General features: G+C 51.0%; 12 protein-coding genes. 11 read left to right on the top strand and 1 reads right to left on the bottom strand.

All coding sequences use genetic code 11. The annotated features are described in order from the left end of the window. The first annotated feature begins 1 nt into the window (after window position 1). Window positions 2–607 carry a cob(I)yrinic acid a,c-diamide adenosyltransferase gene (gene cobO / locus Q8O77_RS01645; protein ID WP_305551029.1) on the top strand — a complete coding sequence of 202 codons (606 nt, stop codon included), beginning with the start codon at window positions 2–4 and terminating at the stop codon, window positions 605–607. A gap of 5 nt (window positions 608–612) precedes the next feature. Beyond that, window positions 613–1,428, top strand: coding sequence for a cobalamin-binding protein (locus Q8O77_RS01640; RefSeq protein ID WP_305551027.1), 816 nt, complete (start codon window positions 613–615; stop codon window positions 1,426–1,428). Window position 1,429: 1 nt separating this feature from the next. On the opposite strand, the gene Q8O77_RS01635 is transcribed toward Q8O77_RS01640, so the two are convergent. Then, window positions 1,430–3,442 (bottom strand): serine/threonine-protein kinase, encoded by a 2,013-nt coding sequence (locus Q8O77_RS01635; RefSeq protein WP_305551026.1) that lies wholly within the window; start codon window positions 3,440–3,442, stop codon window positions 1,430–1,432. Window positions 3,443–3,688: 246 nt separating this feature from the next. On the opposite strand from Q8O77_RS01635, the gene tagH reads away from it, so the two are divergent. The 9 genes from tagH (at window position 3,689) to tssB (ending at window position 15,002) form a co-directional block, all read left to right on the top strand. Continuing rightward, window positions 3,689–4,984: a type VI secretion system-associated FHA domain protein TagH gene (tagH, locus tag Q8O77_RS01630; protein ID WP_305551025.1), complete on the top strand. Its 1,296-nt coding sequence runs from the start codon at window positions 3,689–3,691 to the stop codon at window positions 4,982–4,984. Between the two features lie 46 nt (window positions 4,985–5,030). After that, window positions 5,031–5,513 (top strand): type VI secretion system lipoprotein TssJ, encoded by a 483-nt coding sequence (tssJ, locus tag Q8O77_RS01625; RefSeq protein ID WP_305551024.1) that lies wholly within the window; start codon window positions 5,031–5,033, stop codon window positions 5,511–5,513. Between the two features lie 26 nt (window positions 5,514–5,539). Then, window positions 5,540–6,868 carry a type VI secretion system baseplate subunit TssK gene (tssK, locus tag Q8O77_RS01620; RefSeq protein WP_305551023.1) on the top strand — a complete coding sequence of 443 codons (1,329 nt, stop codon included), beginning with the start codon at window positions 5,540–5,542 and terminating at the stop codon, window positions 6,866–6,868. Between the two features lie 37 nt (window positions 6,869–6,905). After that, on the top strand, window positions 6,906–8,216 hold the full coding sequence (tssL, locus tag Q8O77_RS01615) for a type VI secretion system protein TssL, long form (RefSeq protein ID WP_305551022.1): 1,311 nt from the start codon (window positions 6,906–6,908) through the stop codon (window positions 8,214–8,216). Between the two features lie 22 nt (window positions 8,217–8,238). Further along, window positions 8,239–11,787 carry a type VI secretion system membrane subunit TssM gene (tssM, locus tag Q8O77_RS01610; protein WP_305551021.1) on the top strand — a complete coding sequence of 1,183 codons (3,549 nt, stop codon included), beginning with the start codon at window positions 8,239–8,241 and terminating at the stop codon, window positions 11,785–11,787. Window positions 11,788–11,798: 11 nt separating this feature from the next. Further along, window positions 11,799–12,494: a type VI secretion system-associated protein TagF gene (gene tagF, locus Q8O77_RS01605; protein WP_305551020.1), complete on the top strand. Its 696-nt coding sequence runs from the start codon at window positions 11,799–11,801 to the stop codon at window positions 12,492–12,494. A 2-nt stretch (window positions 12,495–12,496) separates the two neighbouring features. Beyond that, entirely contained in the window at window positions 12,497–13,267 is a 771-nt protein-coding gene (locus tag Q8O77_RS01600; RefSeq protein WP_305551019.1) for a PP2C family serine/threonine-protein phosphatase, read from the top strand. Between the two features lie 81 nt (window positions 13,268–13,348). Next, window positions 13,349–14,443: a type VI secretion system protein TssA gene (gene tssA, locus Q8O77_RS01595; RefSeq protein WP_305551017.1), complete on the top strand. Its 1,095-nt coding sequence runs from the start codon at window positions 13,349–13,351 to the stop codon at window positions 14,441–14,443. Between the two features lie 58 nt (window positions 14,444–14,501). After that, entirely contained in the window at window positions 14,502–15,002 is a 501-nt protein-coding gene (gene tssB / locus Q8O77_RS01590) for a type VI secretion system contractile sheath small subunit (protein ID WP_305551015.1), read from the top strand. Window position 15,003 lies beyond the last annotated feature (1 nt).

Raw genomic sequence — 15,003 nt, 5'->3', positions numbered from 1 at the left:
TATGACAACAGATGAACTAAAGCAACAACGCCACAAGGAGCGCCAACAACGCTTAAAAGCTCAGGTGGATTCGGCAGTAGCCGGCGCGGTGGATGAAAAAGGCTTGTTGCTGGTGATCACCGGCAACGGTAAAGGTAAATCTACCTCGGGTTTTGGCACGGTAGCCAGAGCAACAGGCCACGGTTATACGGCGGCAGTGGTGCAGTTTATCAAAGGCAGTTGGGATTGCGGCGAACGAAACTTGCTGCAGCAGCATGGTGTGCAGTTTGCTGTTATGGCGACCGGCTTTACCTGGGATACCCAGGATAAGGCCGCAGATATCGCAGCGGCAGAGCAGGTATGGCTGCAGGCCGAGCAGTTTTTAGCTGATCCCTCGATTGATCTGGTGTTGCTGGACGAGCTGACCTATATGCTCAGCTATCATTATCTGCCGCTGGCGCGCATCGAGCAGGCATTGCTGCAACGGCCGCCGGCGCAGCATGTGGTGATCACCGGCCGCGCCTGCCACCGCCGGCTGATTGAACTGGCAGATACCGTTAGCGAAGTTCAAAATGTTAAACATGCATTTGATAATGGTATTAAAGCTCAGCGGGGAATTGATTGGTGAAATACATGCCACTGAAATATGCCTTGTGCTTAGTGCTGCTGTTATCTGCCGGCCTGCAGGCAGCGCCACAGCGTATTATTGCGCTGTCGCCACATATCACCGAAATGTTGTTTGCCATTGGTGCCGGCGACAGGGTCGTTGGCGTTAGCGACTACAGCGATTATCCGGCAGCGGCGGCAGGCTTACCCAGCGTAGCCAGCTATGCGGCGATTAATCTGGAGGCAGTATTAGCGTTAAAACCGGACCTGGTGATAGCCTGGCGCAGCGGTAACCCTGCGGCAGATATCAGCCGTTTGCAGCAGTTTGGTATTACCGTGGCATTTTCTGATCCACTGCTACTGGAAGATATTGCCACAGAGCTGCGCCTGTTGGGGCAACTAACCGGGTTAGAAGCAGAGGCAAATGCTCTGGCTGCTGATTTTTCGCAGCAACTGCAGCAACTCAGAGCAGCGTATCAGCATAAGCGCCCGCTGCCGGTATTTTTTGCTATGGGTACCATGCCGCTAAGTACTGTAGCTAACAGCGCCTGGCCACAGCAAATGTTGACGCTGTGCGCAGCGCAAAACCCTTTTGCCGGCGCTAAGGGCGATTATCCGCAAGTGGGGATAGAGCAGGTTATTGCGGCTGCGCCGCAAGTCATTATTCAACCGGTACGGACAAATTTTGTCGCCGATTTCAGTTACTGGCAGCGCTTTGACGCTTTGCCGGCCGTGCGCAAGCAACAGTATTTAACGGTTAATGCTGATCATCTGTATCGCACTACACCCCGCACCTTGCTCGGTATTAAGCAGCTGTGCGAGGGCATAGACAGCTATCGTTAAATCAGCTGTTGATACTGTTCATCAATTCATTAGCGCGGCGCATTAAACGCTCTGCCGTGCGGACCTGATTGGTTTTTAACAATTCGCCGGATATGCTCAGGTACTTGTCTGCCAGCTTACGGCGCATAGCAGTATGTAAGACAAAATCTGCCGGCACCAGGTCGTTATAGTGCTGCAGCTTGTCGTATACGATGTCGACGCCTGCTACGTCGGTGCTGTTGGCCAGCTCCTGCTCCAGCAGGTCAAAGCTGTGCTGGTAAAATACCTCAGCGGCCTGATACGGAAACGTGGCCTGCCCGTCTGCAGCCACTGCTGCGCTGTAGTCTGTCATTTCATCTACCGCAGAAGCTAATTGCCGGCCATGAGCGACCAGCTCAGCAGTGTCACTGTGGTTGGCGAAAATAAGTTGGCCTACGTTAATAAGTTGCTGCAGCTGTGGCGCATTGTTTTGTGCTACGGCTTGTTCAAATGCGGCAACAAAAGCTGCAGTCTCTGCCGCTTCCGGCCGCGCAACATACTGCGCATCTATGCGCTGCAGCTCGGCCACGATTTTATACGGGTCCAGCGTATCGTCTGGTTGCTTTTGATATTGCTGGCTCAGCAACAGCTGGTTTAGTCTTGAGCGTAATACTTCTATCGCGGCTTGTTTGCTGCGCAGCATATTACTGCGTATCTCAGCCAGGTAATGTGAGTCAGGATACAGAGTGCCCGCGCTGGCCAGCAGCTGCTCAATTTGCGGATAGTTCGGGTAATTAAAACTGCGATCGCTGATGATCTGATCAATTTGGCGCTCAAAATGCTGCAGAACACTGTCCTGGCGCAAGCGCAATAAGGCTTCGCGTTGCAACGAGTTTTGCTCATGCTGTGCCAAAGCGTTCAGTAAGTCGGCAGGGGGCGCTTCAGCTAACTGTTGATACTGTTGTTGTTGCTCTGTAATAGCTTCCGCTTTTAGCTGCAATGTCAGTAACTCTGTTTGCTGCTGCTGCTGATAATGCCAGCCCCCCCAAGCCACAGCAATCACTGCCGCTGCGGCAGCTGCCAACTGCCATACCGGTTGATTAAACTGCTTAATTACGGCACTGATACTGGTTTTACGTAAGTTGCTGTCAAACTGCAACGCTTGCTGCAGTGCATGCCATTGCAACAGGTTTAAATGCGCCGGCTTAGCGGCTTGTTTCTTTTGCTGCGCAGCTTTGTCCGCCGGTAAGCGATCAAACGGATGTTTGCTGGTAAGCAGCTCATAGCTCAGGCAGGCAAAAGAAAACACATCGTCAGCAACGCAGGGCGTATCACCGGCCAACAATTGCGGACTGGCGTAAGCAGGGGTATAGCCGCTTAGCGGCGCTGTTTGGCTGTGTGTTTCAGCGGCGTAAATATCGTGGTTTAACTGCAGCTTTTGCGATACGCCAAAGTCGAGTACTTTAACTTCACCGGCACGGTTTACCATAATATTAGCCGGCTTAAGATCGGCATGTACTATACCAGTGCGGTGAGCAAAGTTCAGCGCGTCAGCAATTTGCTGCAGCAACTTTAACGCGGATTTCAGTGGCAAGCCTTTGGGCTTATAACGTTTGATCACTTGCTCCAAACTTTCGCCGTCGAGAAATTCCATCACGATAAAGTAATGCTGTTGATCAACGTCGACGTCAAATACCCGAACGATATTCGGGTGCGACAGCAACTGGGTTTTATGCGCTTCTTGCAGCAACAGCTGCAGTGCTTCGGGCTGGCTGACAAATTGCTGCTGCAGTACTTTAATCGCGACAGTGTTGTTAGCCACGCCGGCATCGCGCAGGAATATATCAGTGGCGCGGTATATATCGCTCATACCGCCGGAGCCTATTTTGCTCTCCAGCAAATAGCGCTCCTTTATCAGCATACCTTCCTGTATCGCGGGCACCGCCGCCGTATTAACTGCCTGAACGGGGGATTTAACGGCATAACGCGTTTTATCTGCATCCGTTGCAGCATCGTTGGTTAAACCGTCAATGCCGGTGCTGTCCTGAACCGCCATAATGCACTCCTTGTTAAGTCAGGTACTGATTGTCGCCACACTGATAATTACACAATCTTAGAACGGCTGAATGTTAAATTAACGCGATTATTCCATATAATTGTGCTGTAGTCATCACTGTATTTTGCTTGATTGTTAATTTATGCGCTATTGACGCAACAATAAATTTAACTTAATCTTTTGCGTCGATTTACGGTAAACAAATTGTGTTTTTAGTGTCAGGAACGGGAAGCGGGACTAAGGGATATGCTACTTGAGTTGTCAGTACTGAGTTATCACAGGTTATCACCGCGACAGGTTGCCGTAAAACGCTTCGACAGCAGTGGCGGCACCTTAGGCCGCTCAGAGCAGGCCGATTGGTACTTGCCGGACCCTGAGCGGGTAGTGTCATCAGAGCATGCCGTTATCAGCCATCAGAACGGCGCTTTTACCATCACAGATAAATCCACCAACGGACTTTTTGTTAACCGCGCGGTAGACGCCCTGGGGCAGGGCAACAGTTACACACTGAAACACGGTGATCTGCTGTGTATGGGCGATTATGAGATCCAGGTCGCGCTGATAGATGAATTACAAACGGTAGCAGATTTACAGTCAAAACCTGCAACGATACAACCCGCTACGATACAGCCAGCCAGGGTGCAGGCTGTGCAGAATGACGCATTATCACAGCGCAATGCAGTCGCCCCTGCGGGCAATGGCATGCTGGTATCTGATGTGTCAGGCAGCAGTTTTGGCAGAAGCACTGCTGATACGGCATTACCGGAGCATCGCGCCGGGGCAGAACTGGTAATGGACGACCACTTTTTGGCACCGGCAGCGCTGATACCGGATGACTGGGCCTCAGCCTGGCAAACTAACGATAACAGCGTTGCTGCAGCTGTTACTCCGGCAGCATTGCAAACCGGTATTAAACAGCCTGCTGTCGACAAACCGTTAAAACAAACATCCGCCACTGATGGGCACGCGCACTTGCAAGCCTTTCTTAAAGGTTTAGGCGTGTCTGAAGCTAACCTGCAGGCTGCTGATTCTGCTGCCTGGTGGGAACAACTGGGGCAAGCGTTACAGCAATCTTTGCAGGGCGTTATCACGGTGATGCATGCACGCTCTGAAGTGAAAAACAGTTTTCGGGTGAATCAAACCACCTTTCAGCAGCGGGAAAATAACCCGCTTAAGTTTTCTGCCAACATTGATGATGCTTTTCATAACTTATTTAACCGTCAGGGCTCCAGTTTTATGCCACCACGTCAGGCAATAGCAGAGGCTTTTGCTGATATCAGCCGGCATGAATCGGCCATTATTGCCGGTGCCGGTGGGGCAATGATAGGTTTGTTATCACAATTGGCACCGCAGCGAATTGAAGCCGGCGACTTCGGCGGCAGCTTTGTCGATAAATTAAACCCGGCACAGCGCCAGGCACGGTTGTGGGCGCGCTACAAAGCCCTGCATGCTGAATTGGCGACAGAGCTGAATAACAAAGATAAACAGGGCGTAAATGATGACTTTATCAGCGCCTATGAAGCTTTTTTGCGTAAAAAGTAAGCGGTTTGCGAAGGCCGGATTAACGATACCTTAAGGAGTGGTAGAGATGAAAACAATAAAGGCGCTGGTAGTGCTGTGGTTAAGCCTTAGCGTGTTAGCAGGTTGTCAGGCGGTGTATGCAACGTTTCCGCCCTCGACCAAGCTGCATTTTCGTGTAGCTCAGGATATTAACCCGGATCTCGACGGTCGTCCGTCACCGGTTATTATCAAGGTGTACGAGCTGGCGTCAAAAACCGTGTTTGAGAACCAGGACTTTTTTGCTCTGTACGATAACCCGGAAGTTATTTTGCGCACCGATCTGTTGAAGAAAGATGAGTTGGTTTTTGAACCGGGCCAGCGGACTGAATACCGTATGACTCTGCAACCAGCTACCCGCGCTGTGGCGGTAGTGGCAGCTTATCGCGATATTGAAGGCGCCAGATGGCGCGCTGTGGTTGATGTTAAGCCCACCGGCTACGACGATTTTTATGTCTATGTTGATAAACTGGCGGTGTATATCCGTGAGCATGATTTAGAACGTAAGCGTTAAACTGATCTGCTTCGGAGAATACCAGCATGAGTGATTACAGTCGTATCGCCTGGTCTGAGGGGTTGTTTCTCAGGCCGCAGCATTTTCAGCAGCAAGAACGGTATTTCGATTACTGCAGACAGCAGCAGCTGAATATGCAAACACCCTATGGTTGGGGTGTACGCCGTTGCGTTATTGACCCGCAAAGCCTGAAGTTCGGCCAGTTTGCGTTGTCAGAATTAGAAGCCATCTTACCCGATGGCACCGTACTGCAGTTACCTGCCGTTGAATCTTTACCGGCGGCGATCCAAATTGGCAAAAGTTGTCGCGATCAGCTGGTTTATCTGTGCCTAGCCATGGACAAAAGCAGCAGCCAAAATATCAGCAGCCATGATAGTTCACATATCAGCCGCTACGGTTATGCCGAACACAGCGTAGCAGATAACAGCCTGGCAGAAGAGGCGACAGAGCTGTTGCAACTGGCTAAGCTCAAACTGATATTCAAGCTTGAATCAGAAGACCGCGGTGGCTTTATTTGTATGCCGGTGGCGCGCATTCGCGAAGTGTCAGAACAAGGCGAAGTGAAGTTGTTAAAAAAATTCATTCCGCCGCTGGTGGATGTGCAGCAGGATGGCGAACTGTCGGCCTTTATTACCGAGGCGTTGGGCATGCTATGTCAGCGGGCAGACGCACTGGCCGATCGTTTGGGTAAAGGTCAGGGCACGGCAAACTCTATTGCCGATTTTCTGATGTTGCAGGTATTAAACCGTTACGAGCCGCTGTTACGCCATTTAAAAACCGGTGTGCTGGAACATCCGCACAGCTTGTATCGCTTAATGATTTCTATGTTGGGCGAATTAGCTACGTTTACGTCCAGACACAAGCGTCCGCCGCAATTTCCGCCGTATCAGCATGATGATTTAACGGCGGTGTTTGGCAACCTCAGCGTAATTATGAACCAAACGTTAAGCGTAGTGCTGGAGCAAACGGCTCAGGCATTGCCGTTAGAGCAAGCCAAGTTTGGCATTTTGGTATCACCGCTTACCGACAAAACCTTGCTTGAATATGCGCAGTTTGTGCTGGCGGTGGCCGCAGATCTGCCGGCGGACGACATTCGCAAACATTTACCGGCGCGGTTAAAAATAGGCCCGGTAGAGCATATTCGTGAATTGGTAAATAACCAGTTACCCGGTATAGCGGTAACCGGCTTGCCGGTTGCACCACGCCAGGTGCCTTACCATGCCGGTTATCATTATTTCCAACTGGATAAGGGCAGCATTTATTGGGAGCGGCTGGCAAACAGCGGCGGATTAGCCTTGCATTTATCCGGCAACTATCCGGGCTTAAAAATTGAACTTTGGGCAATAAAGGCATAGCCGCCTAACGGCGACTGATAAACAGGGACGGCAAGCAATGTCTGATAAAACAGTGATGAAACCCAGGCCCGGTGGCAGGGCTCCTGTCAAAAGCGCGGCTGCAGCGGTTGTTGCAGACAACACCGGTGACAATGATAAAACACGGATGTCTGCCAATGTGCGGGCGCCCGAAACTGCGCAAAAGCTGCAGGTATTGTCGATCAGTGACAATATCCTGATTGACGAGGCCGGGGCGTTATTTTCGTTGGTCGCTCCCATTCGCAGCACTGTACAGCATGCGGATGTGCCGGGTTTAAAAACGCGTTGTGTACAACTGATTAATCAGTATGAGCAACAGCTGCGTTATAAGGGCATCAGCAGTGAGCTGATAGAAAAAGCACGTTATTGTATGTGCTCCTTTATTGATGAAACGGTACTTAACACCGGCTGGGGCGGCAACAGCGACTGGGCTACCGAGAGTTTGCTATCGACCTTTCACAATGAGACCTTCGGTGGTGAGTATTTCTTCACGCTGCTTGATAGCGCCATCGCCGCGCCAAAAGAGCATCTGTTGCTGTTAGAGCTGCAATACTTGTGCTTGTCATTCGGCTTTGTCGGCAAGATGCGGGTAGAGGAACGCGGCTTTGAAAAACTGGAAGGTTTTCGCGAGCGCGCCTATAAGGCTATCCGCAGTCAGCGTGGCGAGCCGCCGCGTGAGTTATCACCGGGCTGGCGCAGCCAGGTGGTCGCGGCGAATCAGTTGCAGGCAGAATTTCCGCTATGGGTATTGTGTTCGGTGGTAGGCGCAGCCTTATTGGGTTGTTATATGTATCTGAATTATCAAATAAACAGTTATTCGGATCAGGTTCACCGTCAATTAAATACCTTGGTCAGTTGGCAGCAGGACGCTCCGCAACCGGCCTCCGCCAAGGCCCGGCAGGATGCTATCCGCCTGCAGCAACTGCTACAAACCGAAATCCGCCGTGAATTGTTGGAAGTGATTGAGTTACCGGACCGCGTGCGTATTCGTGTCGGCCTGGATCAGCTATTTAGCCCGGGCAGTACCGGCATTAATGAAGGTTTTGCGCCGGTGGCAGCAAAAATTGCCCGTGCCCTGGAAGGCACTCAAGGGCGCATTCTGGTCAGTGGTTACACCGACAACCTACCGATTTTCACCAGCAAGTATCCGTCTAACTGGCACCTGTCGCTGGCCCGTGCTAATGCCATGGCAGATGCTTTGGCCGTCGGTGCAGACTTACGCGGTCGCTTATGGCCGGAAGGACACGGCGATGCTAACCCGATAGCTGAGAACGACAGTGCAGCTAACCGCGCGCTGAACCGGCGGGTCGAAATAGATTTGTTACAGTAAGGCCTTAAACAAGGGAAGTGTTATGAAAGTTAAATCAGCGCTGCAATCGATCGTCAGATTGTTGAAATCCAGCGTTTTTATTACTGTGCTGGGTCTGTTGGCACTAGCCTTACTTATCTGGTTTGGCGGCCCCTTACTGGCTATTGCCGGCTACGAGCCATTGGCCAGTGCCAGCGCCAGGCTGGTTACCTTGCTGGTTATCGCCTTGTTATGGGGCGGAACCCATTACATTAAAGGCTTGCGTGAAACCCGCTCTCATAAGCAGGCGGTAGATACGCTGCTGAACGGCGATGAGTTTCAACAACAGGACGAGTTGGCCAAACGAGATATCGACGTATTGCGTGAGCGTATGCAAAAGGCGTTGGATATTTTAAAGCATGCCCGGTTTGGCAAGGCGCGCGATATTTACCAATTGCCGTGGTATATGCTGATAGGCCCGCCAGGGTCCGGTAAAACCACCGCATTGCACAATTCCGGTTTGGAATTTCCGTTAAAAGAGCATATGGGTGCAGATGCTATTGAAGGTATCGGCGGCACGCGCCAGTGCGACTGGTGGTTTACTAATCAGGCGGTACTGATTGATACTGCCGGCCGTTATACCACTCAGGATAGCCATGCAGCACAGGATTCTACTGCCTGGCAGGGCTTTTTGGGATTGTTACGCAAGCACAGGCCGCGCCGGCCTATTAATGGTGTTATCGTATTTGTCAGCCTGGCGGATCTGCTGAACCAAACCCGTACTGAACGTAATTTGCACGCCAGGGCTATTAAGCAACGGGTACAGGAGTTGCAAAATCAGTTGGGCATGAGCTTTCCGGTGTATGTCATGTTTACCAAGGCCGATCTTATTGCCGGCTTCACCGAGTTTTTTGACAACCTGACGGAAGAAGAGCGTGAGCAGGTATGGGGCATGACCTTTGATGCCGCGCAGGACGACAGTGAAAAAGGCGTAGTGGCGCAGTTTAATAAAGAGTTCCATGCCATTATAAATCGTCTGACCCAACGTTTGTTCAGCCGTTTGCAGTTTGAACATGACAGCGAAAACCGCGCGGCTATTTATGAGTTCCCGCGCCAGCTCAGATTGTTGCAAAGCGCCGCTGATGATTTTCTGAAAGAAATTTTTGCGCCGAATCCGTTTGAAAAAGCCACCATGCTGCGTGGGGTGTACATTGCCAGCGCCACCCAGGAAGGCGTGCCGATAGATCGCATCATGTCGCAGCTGGGCAGTAATTTTGGTCTGGCTGAGCCACCGCTGCGGCGCCAAACCGGCGAGGGCAAAGGCTACTTTATTAAGCGTTTCTTTGAAGAGATTGTTATTCCCGAACGCGAACTGGCATCGGTTAACCTGCAGCACAAAGCTCGGCATCGTCTGATGCGCCGCGGTGTGCTGGCTGCCACTGCAGTGTCTGCAGTCTGGTTAGTGGTCGCCTGGGCCGGCAGTTATAACTGGAATACAGAGTTGGTAGATGACGTCAGCAGCTCCATTAGCGACTATCAGCAACTGACAGCAAAGGGTAGCGGCACCGACGATGTGGTGGCGCTGAATGAGCAACTGAACTTGCTACGTGATTTACCGGCCGGTTATGCCGGTGTATTGCCGACGGACGGGCCGAAAAACCTCGGGCTTTATCAGGGCGATAAACTGGGCCAGGCGGCAAAAACCGCGTATCAAAGTGGCCTGTATCACAGCTTTGTACCATTTTTACTTGATAGCCTGACGGCAGAAATGCAGCTTAATGCCCAGCATCGCGACTACTTGTACGAAACGCTGAAAACTTACCTGATGGTGTTTAAGCCGCAGTACTTTGATGCTGAACAAGTCAACTCCTGGTTTGCGCTGTACACAGAGCGTCGCTTTGCCGGCGACGTAAACCTGCCGCTGCGGTTATCGCTGCAAAATCATCTGCAGGCGTTGTTAGAAAATGGCATTAAAGGCGCATCTTACAACGACGATGTGGTAATCGCTGCCCGTGAACTGCTGCTTACAGTACCGTTGGCCGAACGGGCGTATCAGCGGATCCGCACTGAACTGGTAAAAAGTCATATTCCGGATTTTCGTCTTGTAGATGTATTGGGTACAGATGGTGTAAAAGTGGTGCAGCGTAAAAGTGGTGCGCCGTTGCAGCAAGGCATTTCCGGCTTGTATACCTATCAGGGCTTCCATGGTCTGTTTAATGTTGAAAAACGCCGGATTATCCGCAGCCTGATGGAAGACAGCTGGGTGTATGGTGATCAAAGCGGCGGCGAAGACGGCCAGGCAGATACCAGCTTGTCCGAGCAAGTTACCGAAAAATACCTGCGTGATTACGCTTACCTGTGGCAGGAATTGCTGGATGACATCACCATCAGCTCTGTTAACGATGTTGAGCAAGGCGTTTTTGTCACTAAGGTATTATCCGGACCAGAGCAGCCTATCCAGAACATTATTAAAGCGGTACAGCAAAATGTGCGCTTAACCAGTTTGCCGGATTCAGCAGAGGCGAATATGGCAAAAGATGTTGCCGGCAAAGTGGCCGATACGCAGTTTTCCAGCCAAAAGTCGCGTTTAAACCGTCTATTACCTGACGATATGTCGGCACTGACACAAAAATTACCCGGCAAGGAAGTTGAACTGGCCTTTAGCCAGCTGCTGAATATCGGTGAGGTGCAGCTGGAGCAAATTGGCCAAACCAGCCGCATGTATAACGAATATCTGGAACGGTTGTACATTCCCGGCGGCATGGCTCGCCAAGCCTATGCTAACCAGTTAAATGCAGAGGGCGGTAATGAGCTGAGCGTGGCATTGCGGCGCTTAAAAAGCGATATTCCGGCGCCGTTTTCCGATTGGCTGGGTGAGTTGTCGGCCGATACCGGCAAGTTGTTCGCCAAAGGCAGTCGTCAGCATATTAACGAGGCGTGGCAAGGAACTGTGCTGGCTGAGTACAAACGGGCTATAGCCGGGCGTTACCCACTGAACCGGCGCAGTAAAGATGATATCAAGTTGCGTGATTTCGAACGCTTCTTCGGCTACGGCGGTACTTTAGACAGCTTCTTTAAAGATTATTTGCAGCCATTTGTGAACACCAGCCGTTCTAACTGGACCTTCAAGAAAGATATTGGCCTTGATCACAGTGTGCTGAAGACCTTTCAGGCCGCACAGCAAATCCGTGCTGCGTTCTTTGATGGTGGCAGTCAGAAGCTGAAAGTGGGCTTTAGCTTGCGGCCACTGTATCTGGATCGGCATATCACCCATTTGCTGTTGGAGCTGGACGGCCAGGAGTTATCTTATCGTCACGGTCCGACTCGGTCACGGCAGTTTTTCTGGCCCGGCGATCGCAATAAATTGCAAACGCGGCTGGTGTTTACCCCGGCTAACTCCGGCTTGCCGTCTAATATCAGCCAGGAAGGTGAATGGTCATGGTTCCGCTTCCTCGATGAGTTAACACAAAACCGGCCACAAACCCGCACCGATAAAGTTCTGCATTTAGCGGTTCAGGGTAACAGGGCCAGGGTAGAGCTGGTACCGGATACCGTGAATAATCCTTTTTGGAGCAGTGCATTGGAGACCTTCAGTTGTCCGGCAAGTTTATAAATGATGTAGGTATGTGCGGCAAAATCCCGGGCCGGGGAGATTTTCTGGCTCAGGGACTGGCGCCGGATTTTGTCGACAGCTGGAACGAGTGGCTGCAGGCGGTATTGGCGGTTAGCCGTGAGCAGTTGGGCGGGGCCTGGCTTAATACCTATTTAACCAGCCCGGTTTGGCACTTTGCCTTATCTGCCGGTGTGTGTGGTAAAGAGCCGATGATGGGCTGCCTGATGCCAAGTGTTGACCAGGTTGGCCGGCATTATCCGCTAACGTTGGCCAGAGCGATGCCGTGTACTCCTGTGCATGCCCGTGGCAACAGCGGTTGGTCTGATGTGCTGGAGCAACAAGCCTTACAGACATTGGAAGATGATTTTGCTTTTGACAGCTGGCAGGCGGCAATGGCTAAGGCGGAGTTTAACTGGCCGCAACCACAGCAGATCAACACAGGCCAAATGGCACCGGCACAAGGACGGCCGGCGTGGGTGCTACAGGCAAATTGCCCGCTCGATGCCAGCTTGTTGTTACACCACAGTTACCGGCAACAGTTTGGCCGCTATTGCTTGTGGTGGACCGCTGGCTCTGAACACGTATCACCTTGTACTTTAGTCACCAATGGCTTACCGCAGGTCAGCCAGTATGCGGCGATGTTGGCCGGTGATTGGCAACGCTGGCACTGGCAGAGTGCAGATATTAACTGTAGTGGAACGGTATAACGATGAAACAGGTTGTATCCCATGCTCAAACACATAAGGGCCTGGTACGTAAATTAAATGAAGACGCCTGTTTGGATTTGGCTGACAGCGGGGTTTGGGTTGTGGCTGACGGCATGGGTGGACATGCCGCCGGTGACGTTGCCAGCCAGTTAGTCGTTGATACTATCAGAGTGGCAGTACAGCGCAGCAGTCAGCCGTCGGTACAATTACTTACTGAGGCACTGCAGCAGGCAAACAGCGAGTTGTGCCGTTACAGCGAGCAGCATTTACAGGGCAATACGGCCGGCTCTACCGTGGTGGTATTGCTGATCGATAAGTTTTACTACCACTTATTGTGGGCCGGTGACAGCCGTGGCTATTTGTTGCGTAACAATCATTTACGCCAGGTAACACGGGATCACAGCCAGGTCAATGAAATGGTAGAGCAGGGCTTGCTGAACCAAAATGAAGCGGAACAACATGAGTTGGCCAATGTGATTACCCGCGCCGTAGGGGTTGATACATCGGTAACTATTGATGTTGTCAGTGGGGCATGGCAACCGGGAGATCTGTTCTTACTCTGCAGCGATGGCTTGAATAAAGAACTGACAGATCAAGAGATTTGTCAGTATTTAGCTCACAACAACATTGCTGAAGCAAGCCGGGCCTTATTACATTCCACCCTGGTTGCCGGTGCCCGCGACAATGTAACCTGTATTCTGGTTAAAGTAGATAATCAAGCTGACAATGTTAATGAAAAGGATAAAACTATACCTGTTTATACCAGGCTGTAGAAAATTTTAGTTAATTGTTGTCATCATTAGAACAATAAAGTAACATTATTCGCTGGATAACGTCTCATTTTGGTTGTTGTGATGGAATACAGTGAATTAATTGATTTTGAATTGTTAATTGAAGCGGTTGACTCTGCCAATCCGGCCGGGGTAGATCCGCGCACTGATATCTCGCCTACGTCGCAGTATTACCAGTTTAAAGATAGCCGCGGTCAGGCGCGGGCAAATGAACGTGCCTTACTGGCCGAGGAAGAGGATTTCCTCGCGCTGGCCTCTGACTGGCGGCCTTTAGCGGAAAAACTACCCAAGGTATTGTGCTCTGACGTCAAAGATCTGGAATATTCTGCCTGGTTGATTGAAGCCTTGTGCCGTACTCATGGATTTGCCGGGCTGGCCGTTGGCTTTAAAACAACCCGGTTACTAATCGAGAATTTTTGGCAACATCTGTATCCGCTGCCCGATGAAGATGGCATGGAAGTGCGTATTGCTCCGCTGATTGGTCTGAATGGTTATGAGGGCGACGGTGCGCTGATCACACCGATCCTCAGTATTCCACTGACAGATGTTACCTCTTATGGTCAGTTTGCCTGTTGGCAGTTTGAACGCGCATCGGATATCTCACGCAAAGATGAAAAACGGCAAAAGCTGAAAGCTGATGCCGGCATTGCCAGCCTGGAACAAATTAAAGATGCCGTTGCGGAATCATCACCTGCGTTTTATCAGCAATTAAAGCAGCAAATTGAGTTGGCAATAGCTGAATTTTCGCTGTTGTCGCAAGCGATGGATGCCGCTATGGCAGGTGAGCCTCAACCCACCAGTGCTATTAGCAAAACCCTGCAGAAATGTCTTGATGCCGTAACCTATCTGGCTGCGGACAAACTGGCACAGTTTGCCAGCGCAGCAACCCCGCAAGCGCAGGTATCTGGGGATGGGCAACCGCTAAACGTTGACCCGATACAACAGCAGGTGCAAAGCCGCGATCAGGTATTAAACAGCTTGAAACAGGCAGCGGAGTTTTTCCGTAAAACTGAACCTCATTCACCTATTTCATATGCGTTGGAGCAGGTAGTGCACTGGAGCGGGCTCACCTTACCCGAATTGCTGCAAGAGCTTATCGACGATAACAACAGCCGTAACCATTACTTCCGGCTGGCGGGGATCCCGCAACAGAAGTAGTACCCGCCGTAGGGGTATGAACTGCAACAAATAACAGCTGAGTAACAGGAGAGAGTCAATGGAAAGTATTCACAGTAAATTATCCCGGGTGCGTAAGCCCCGTGTGCATATTACTTATGACGTTGAGACAGAAGGAGCTGCGGTTAAAAAAGAGCTGCCTTTTGTTGTAGGCGTAATGGGTGATTTTGCCGGTCAAAACACCGAAGCGTTAAAACCACTGAAAGATCGCCGTTTTGTGCAAATTGACCGCGACAACTTCGACGAAGTATTAAAGCGGATGAACCCGAAACTAAGCTTTAAAGTGGATAACAAGTTGTCTGGCGATGGCAGCGAATTCAGTGTCGATCTGGAATTTAAATCTATGCAGGATTTTGAACCTGCCGCCATTGTAAAACAGGTTGAACCCTTAGATAAGCTGATGGCAACGCGGAATAAACTGCGCGACCTGATGACTAAAATTGACCGCTCTGAAGAGCTGGAAAATATTTTGGAACGGGTACTGAACAACAATGAAGATCTGCAGAAGTTGGCGCAGGATCTGAGCATCGAGGAAAAATAAC

The sequence above is a fragment of the Rheinheimera sp. genome (genome assembly GCF_030690345.1).
GTDB lineage: Bacteria > Pseudomonadota > Gammaproteobacteria > Enterobacterales > Alteromonadaceae > Alishewanella.
This window is presented reverse-complemented; position numbering and strand designations above follow the sequence as displayed.

What these genes read in the sequence shown, in the direction of transcription:
- cobO (WP_305551029.1), top strand. Translation starts at nt 2, where the DNA reads ATGACAACAGATGAACTAAAGCAACAACGCCACAAGGAGCGCCAACAA.
- Q8O77_RS01640 (WP_305551027.1), top strand. Translation starts at nt 613, where the DNA reads ATGCCACTGAAATATGCCTTGTGCTTAGTGCTGCTGTTATCTGCCGGC.
- Q8O77_RS01635 (WP_305551026.1), bottom strand. Translation starts at nt 3,442, where the DNA reads ATGGCGGTTCAGGACAGCACCGGCATTGACGGTTTAACCAACGATGCT.
- tagH (WP_305551025.1), top strand. Translation starts at nt 3,689, where the DNA reads ATGCTACTTGAGTTGTCAGTACTGAGTTATCACAGGTTATCACCGCGA.
- tssJ (WP_305551024.1), top strand. Translation starts at nt 5,031, where the DNA reads ATGAAAACAATAAAGGCGCTGGTAGTGCTGTGGTTAAGCCTTAGCGTG.
- tssK (WP_305551023.1), top strand. Translation starts at nt 5,540, where the DNA reads ATGAGTGATTACAGTCGTATCGCCTGGTCTGAGGGGTTGTTTCTCAGG.
- tssL (WP_305551022.1), top strand. Translation starts at nt 6,906, where the DNA reads ATGTCTGATAAAACAGTGATGAAACCCAGGCCCGGTGGCAGGGCTCCT.
- tssM (WP_305551021.1), top strand. Translation starts at nt 8,239, where the DNA reads ATGAAAGTTAAATCAGCGCTGCAATCGATCGTCAGATTGTTGAAATCC.
- tagF (WP_305551020.1), top strand. Translation starts at nt 11,799, where the DNA reads ATGTGCGGCAAAATCCCGGGCCGGGGAGATTTTCTGGCTCAGGGACTG.
- Q8O77_RS01600 (WP_305551019.1), top strand. Translation starts at nt 12,497, where the DNA reads ATGAAACAGGTTGTATCCCATGCTCAAACACATAAGGGCCTGGTACGT.
- tssA (WP_305551017.1), top strand. Translation starts at nt 13,349, where the DNA reads ATGGAATACAGTGAATTAATTGATTTTGAATTGTTAATTGAAGCGGTT.
- tssB (WP_305551015.1), top strand. Translation starts at nt 14,502, where the DNA reads ATGGAAAGTATTCACAGTAAATTATCCCGGGTGCGTAAGCCCCGTGTG.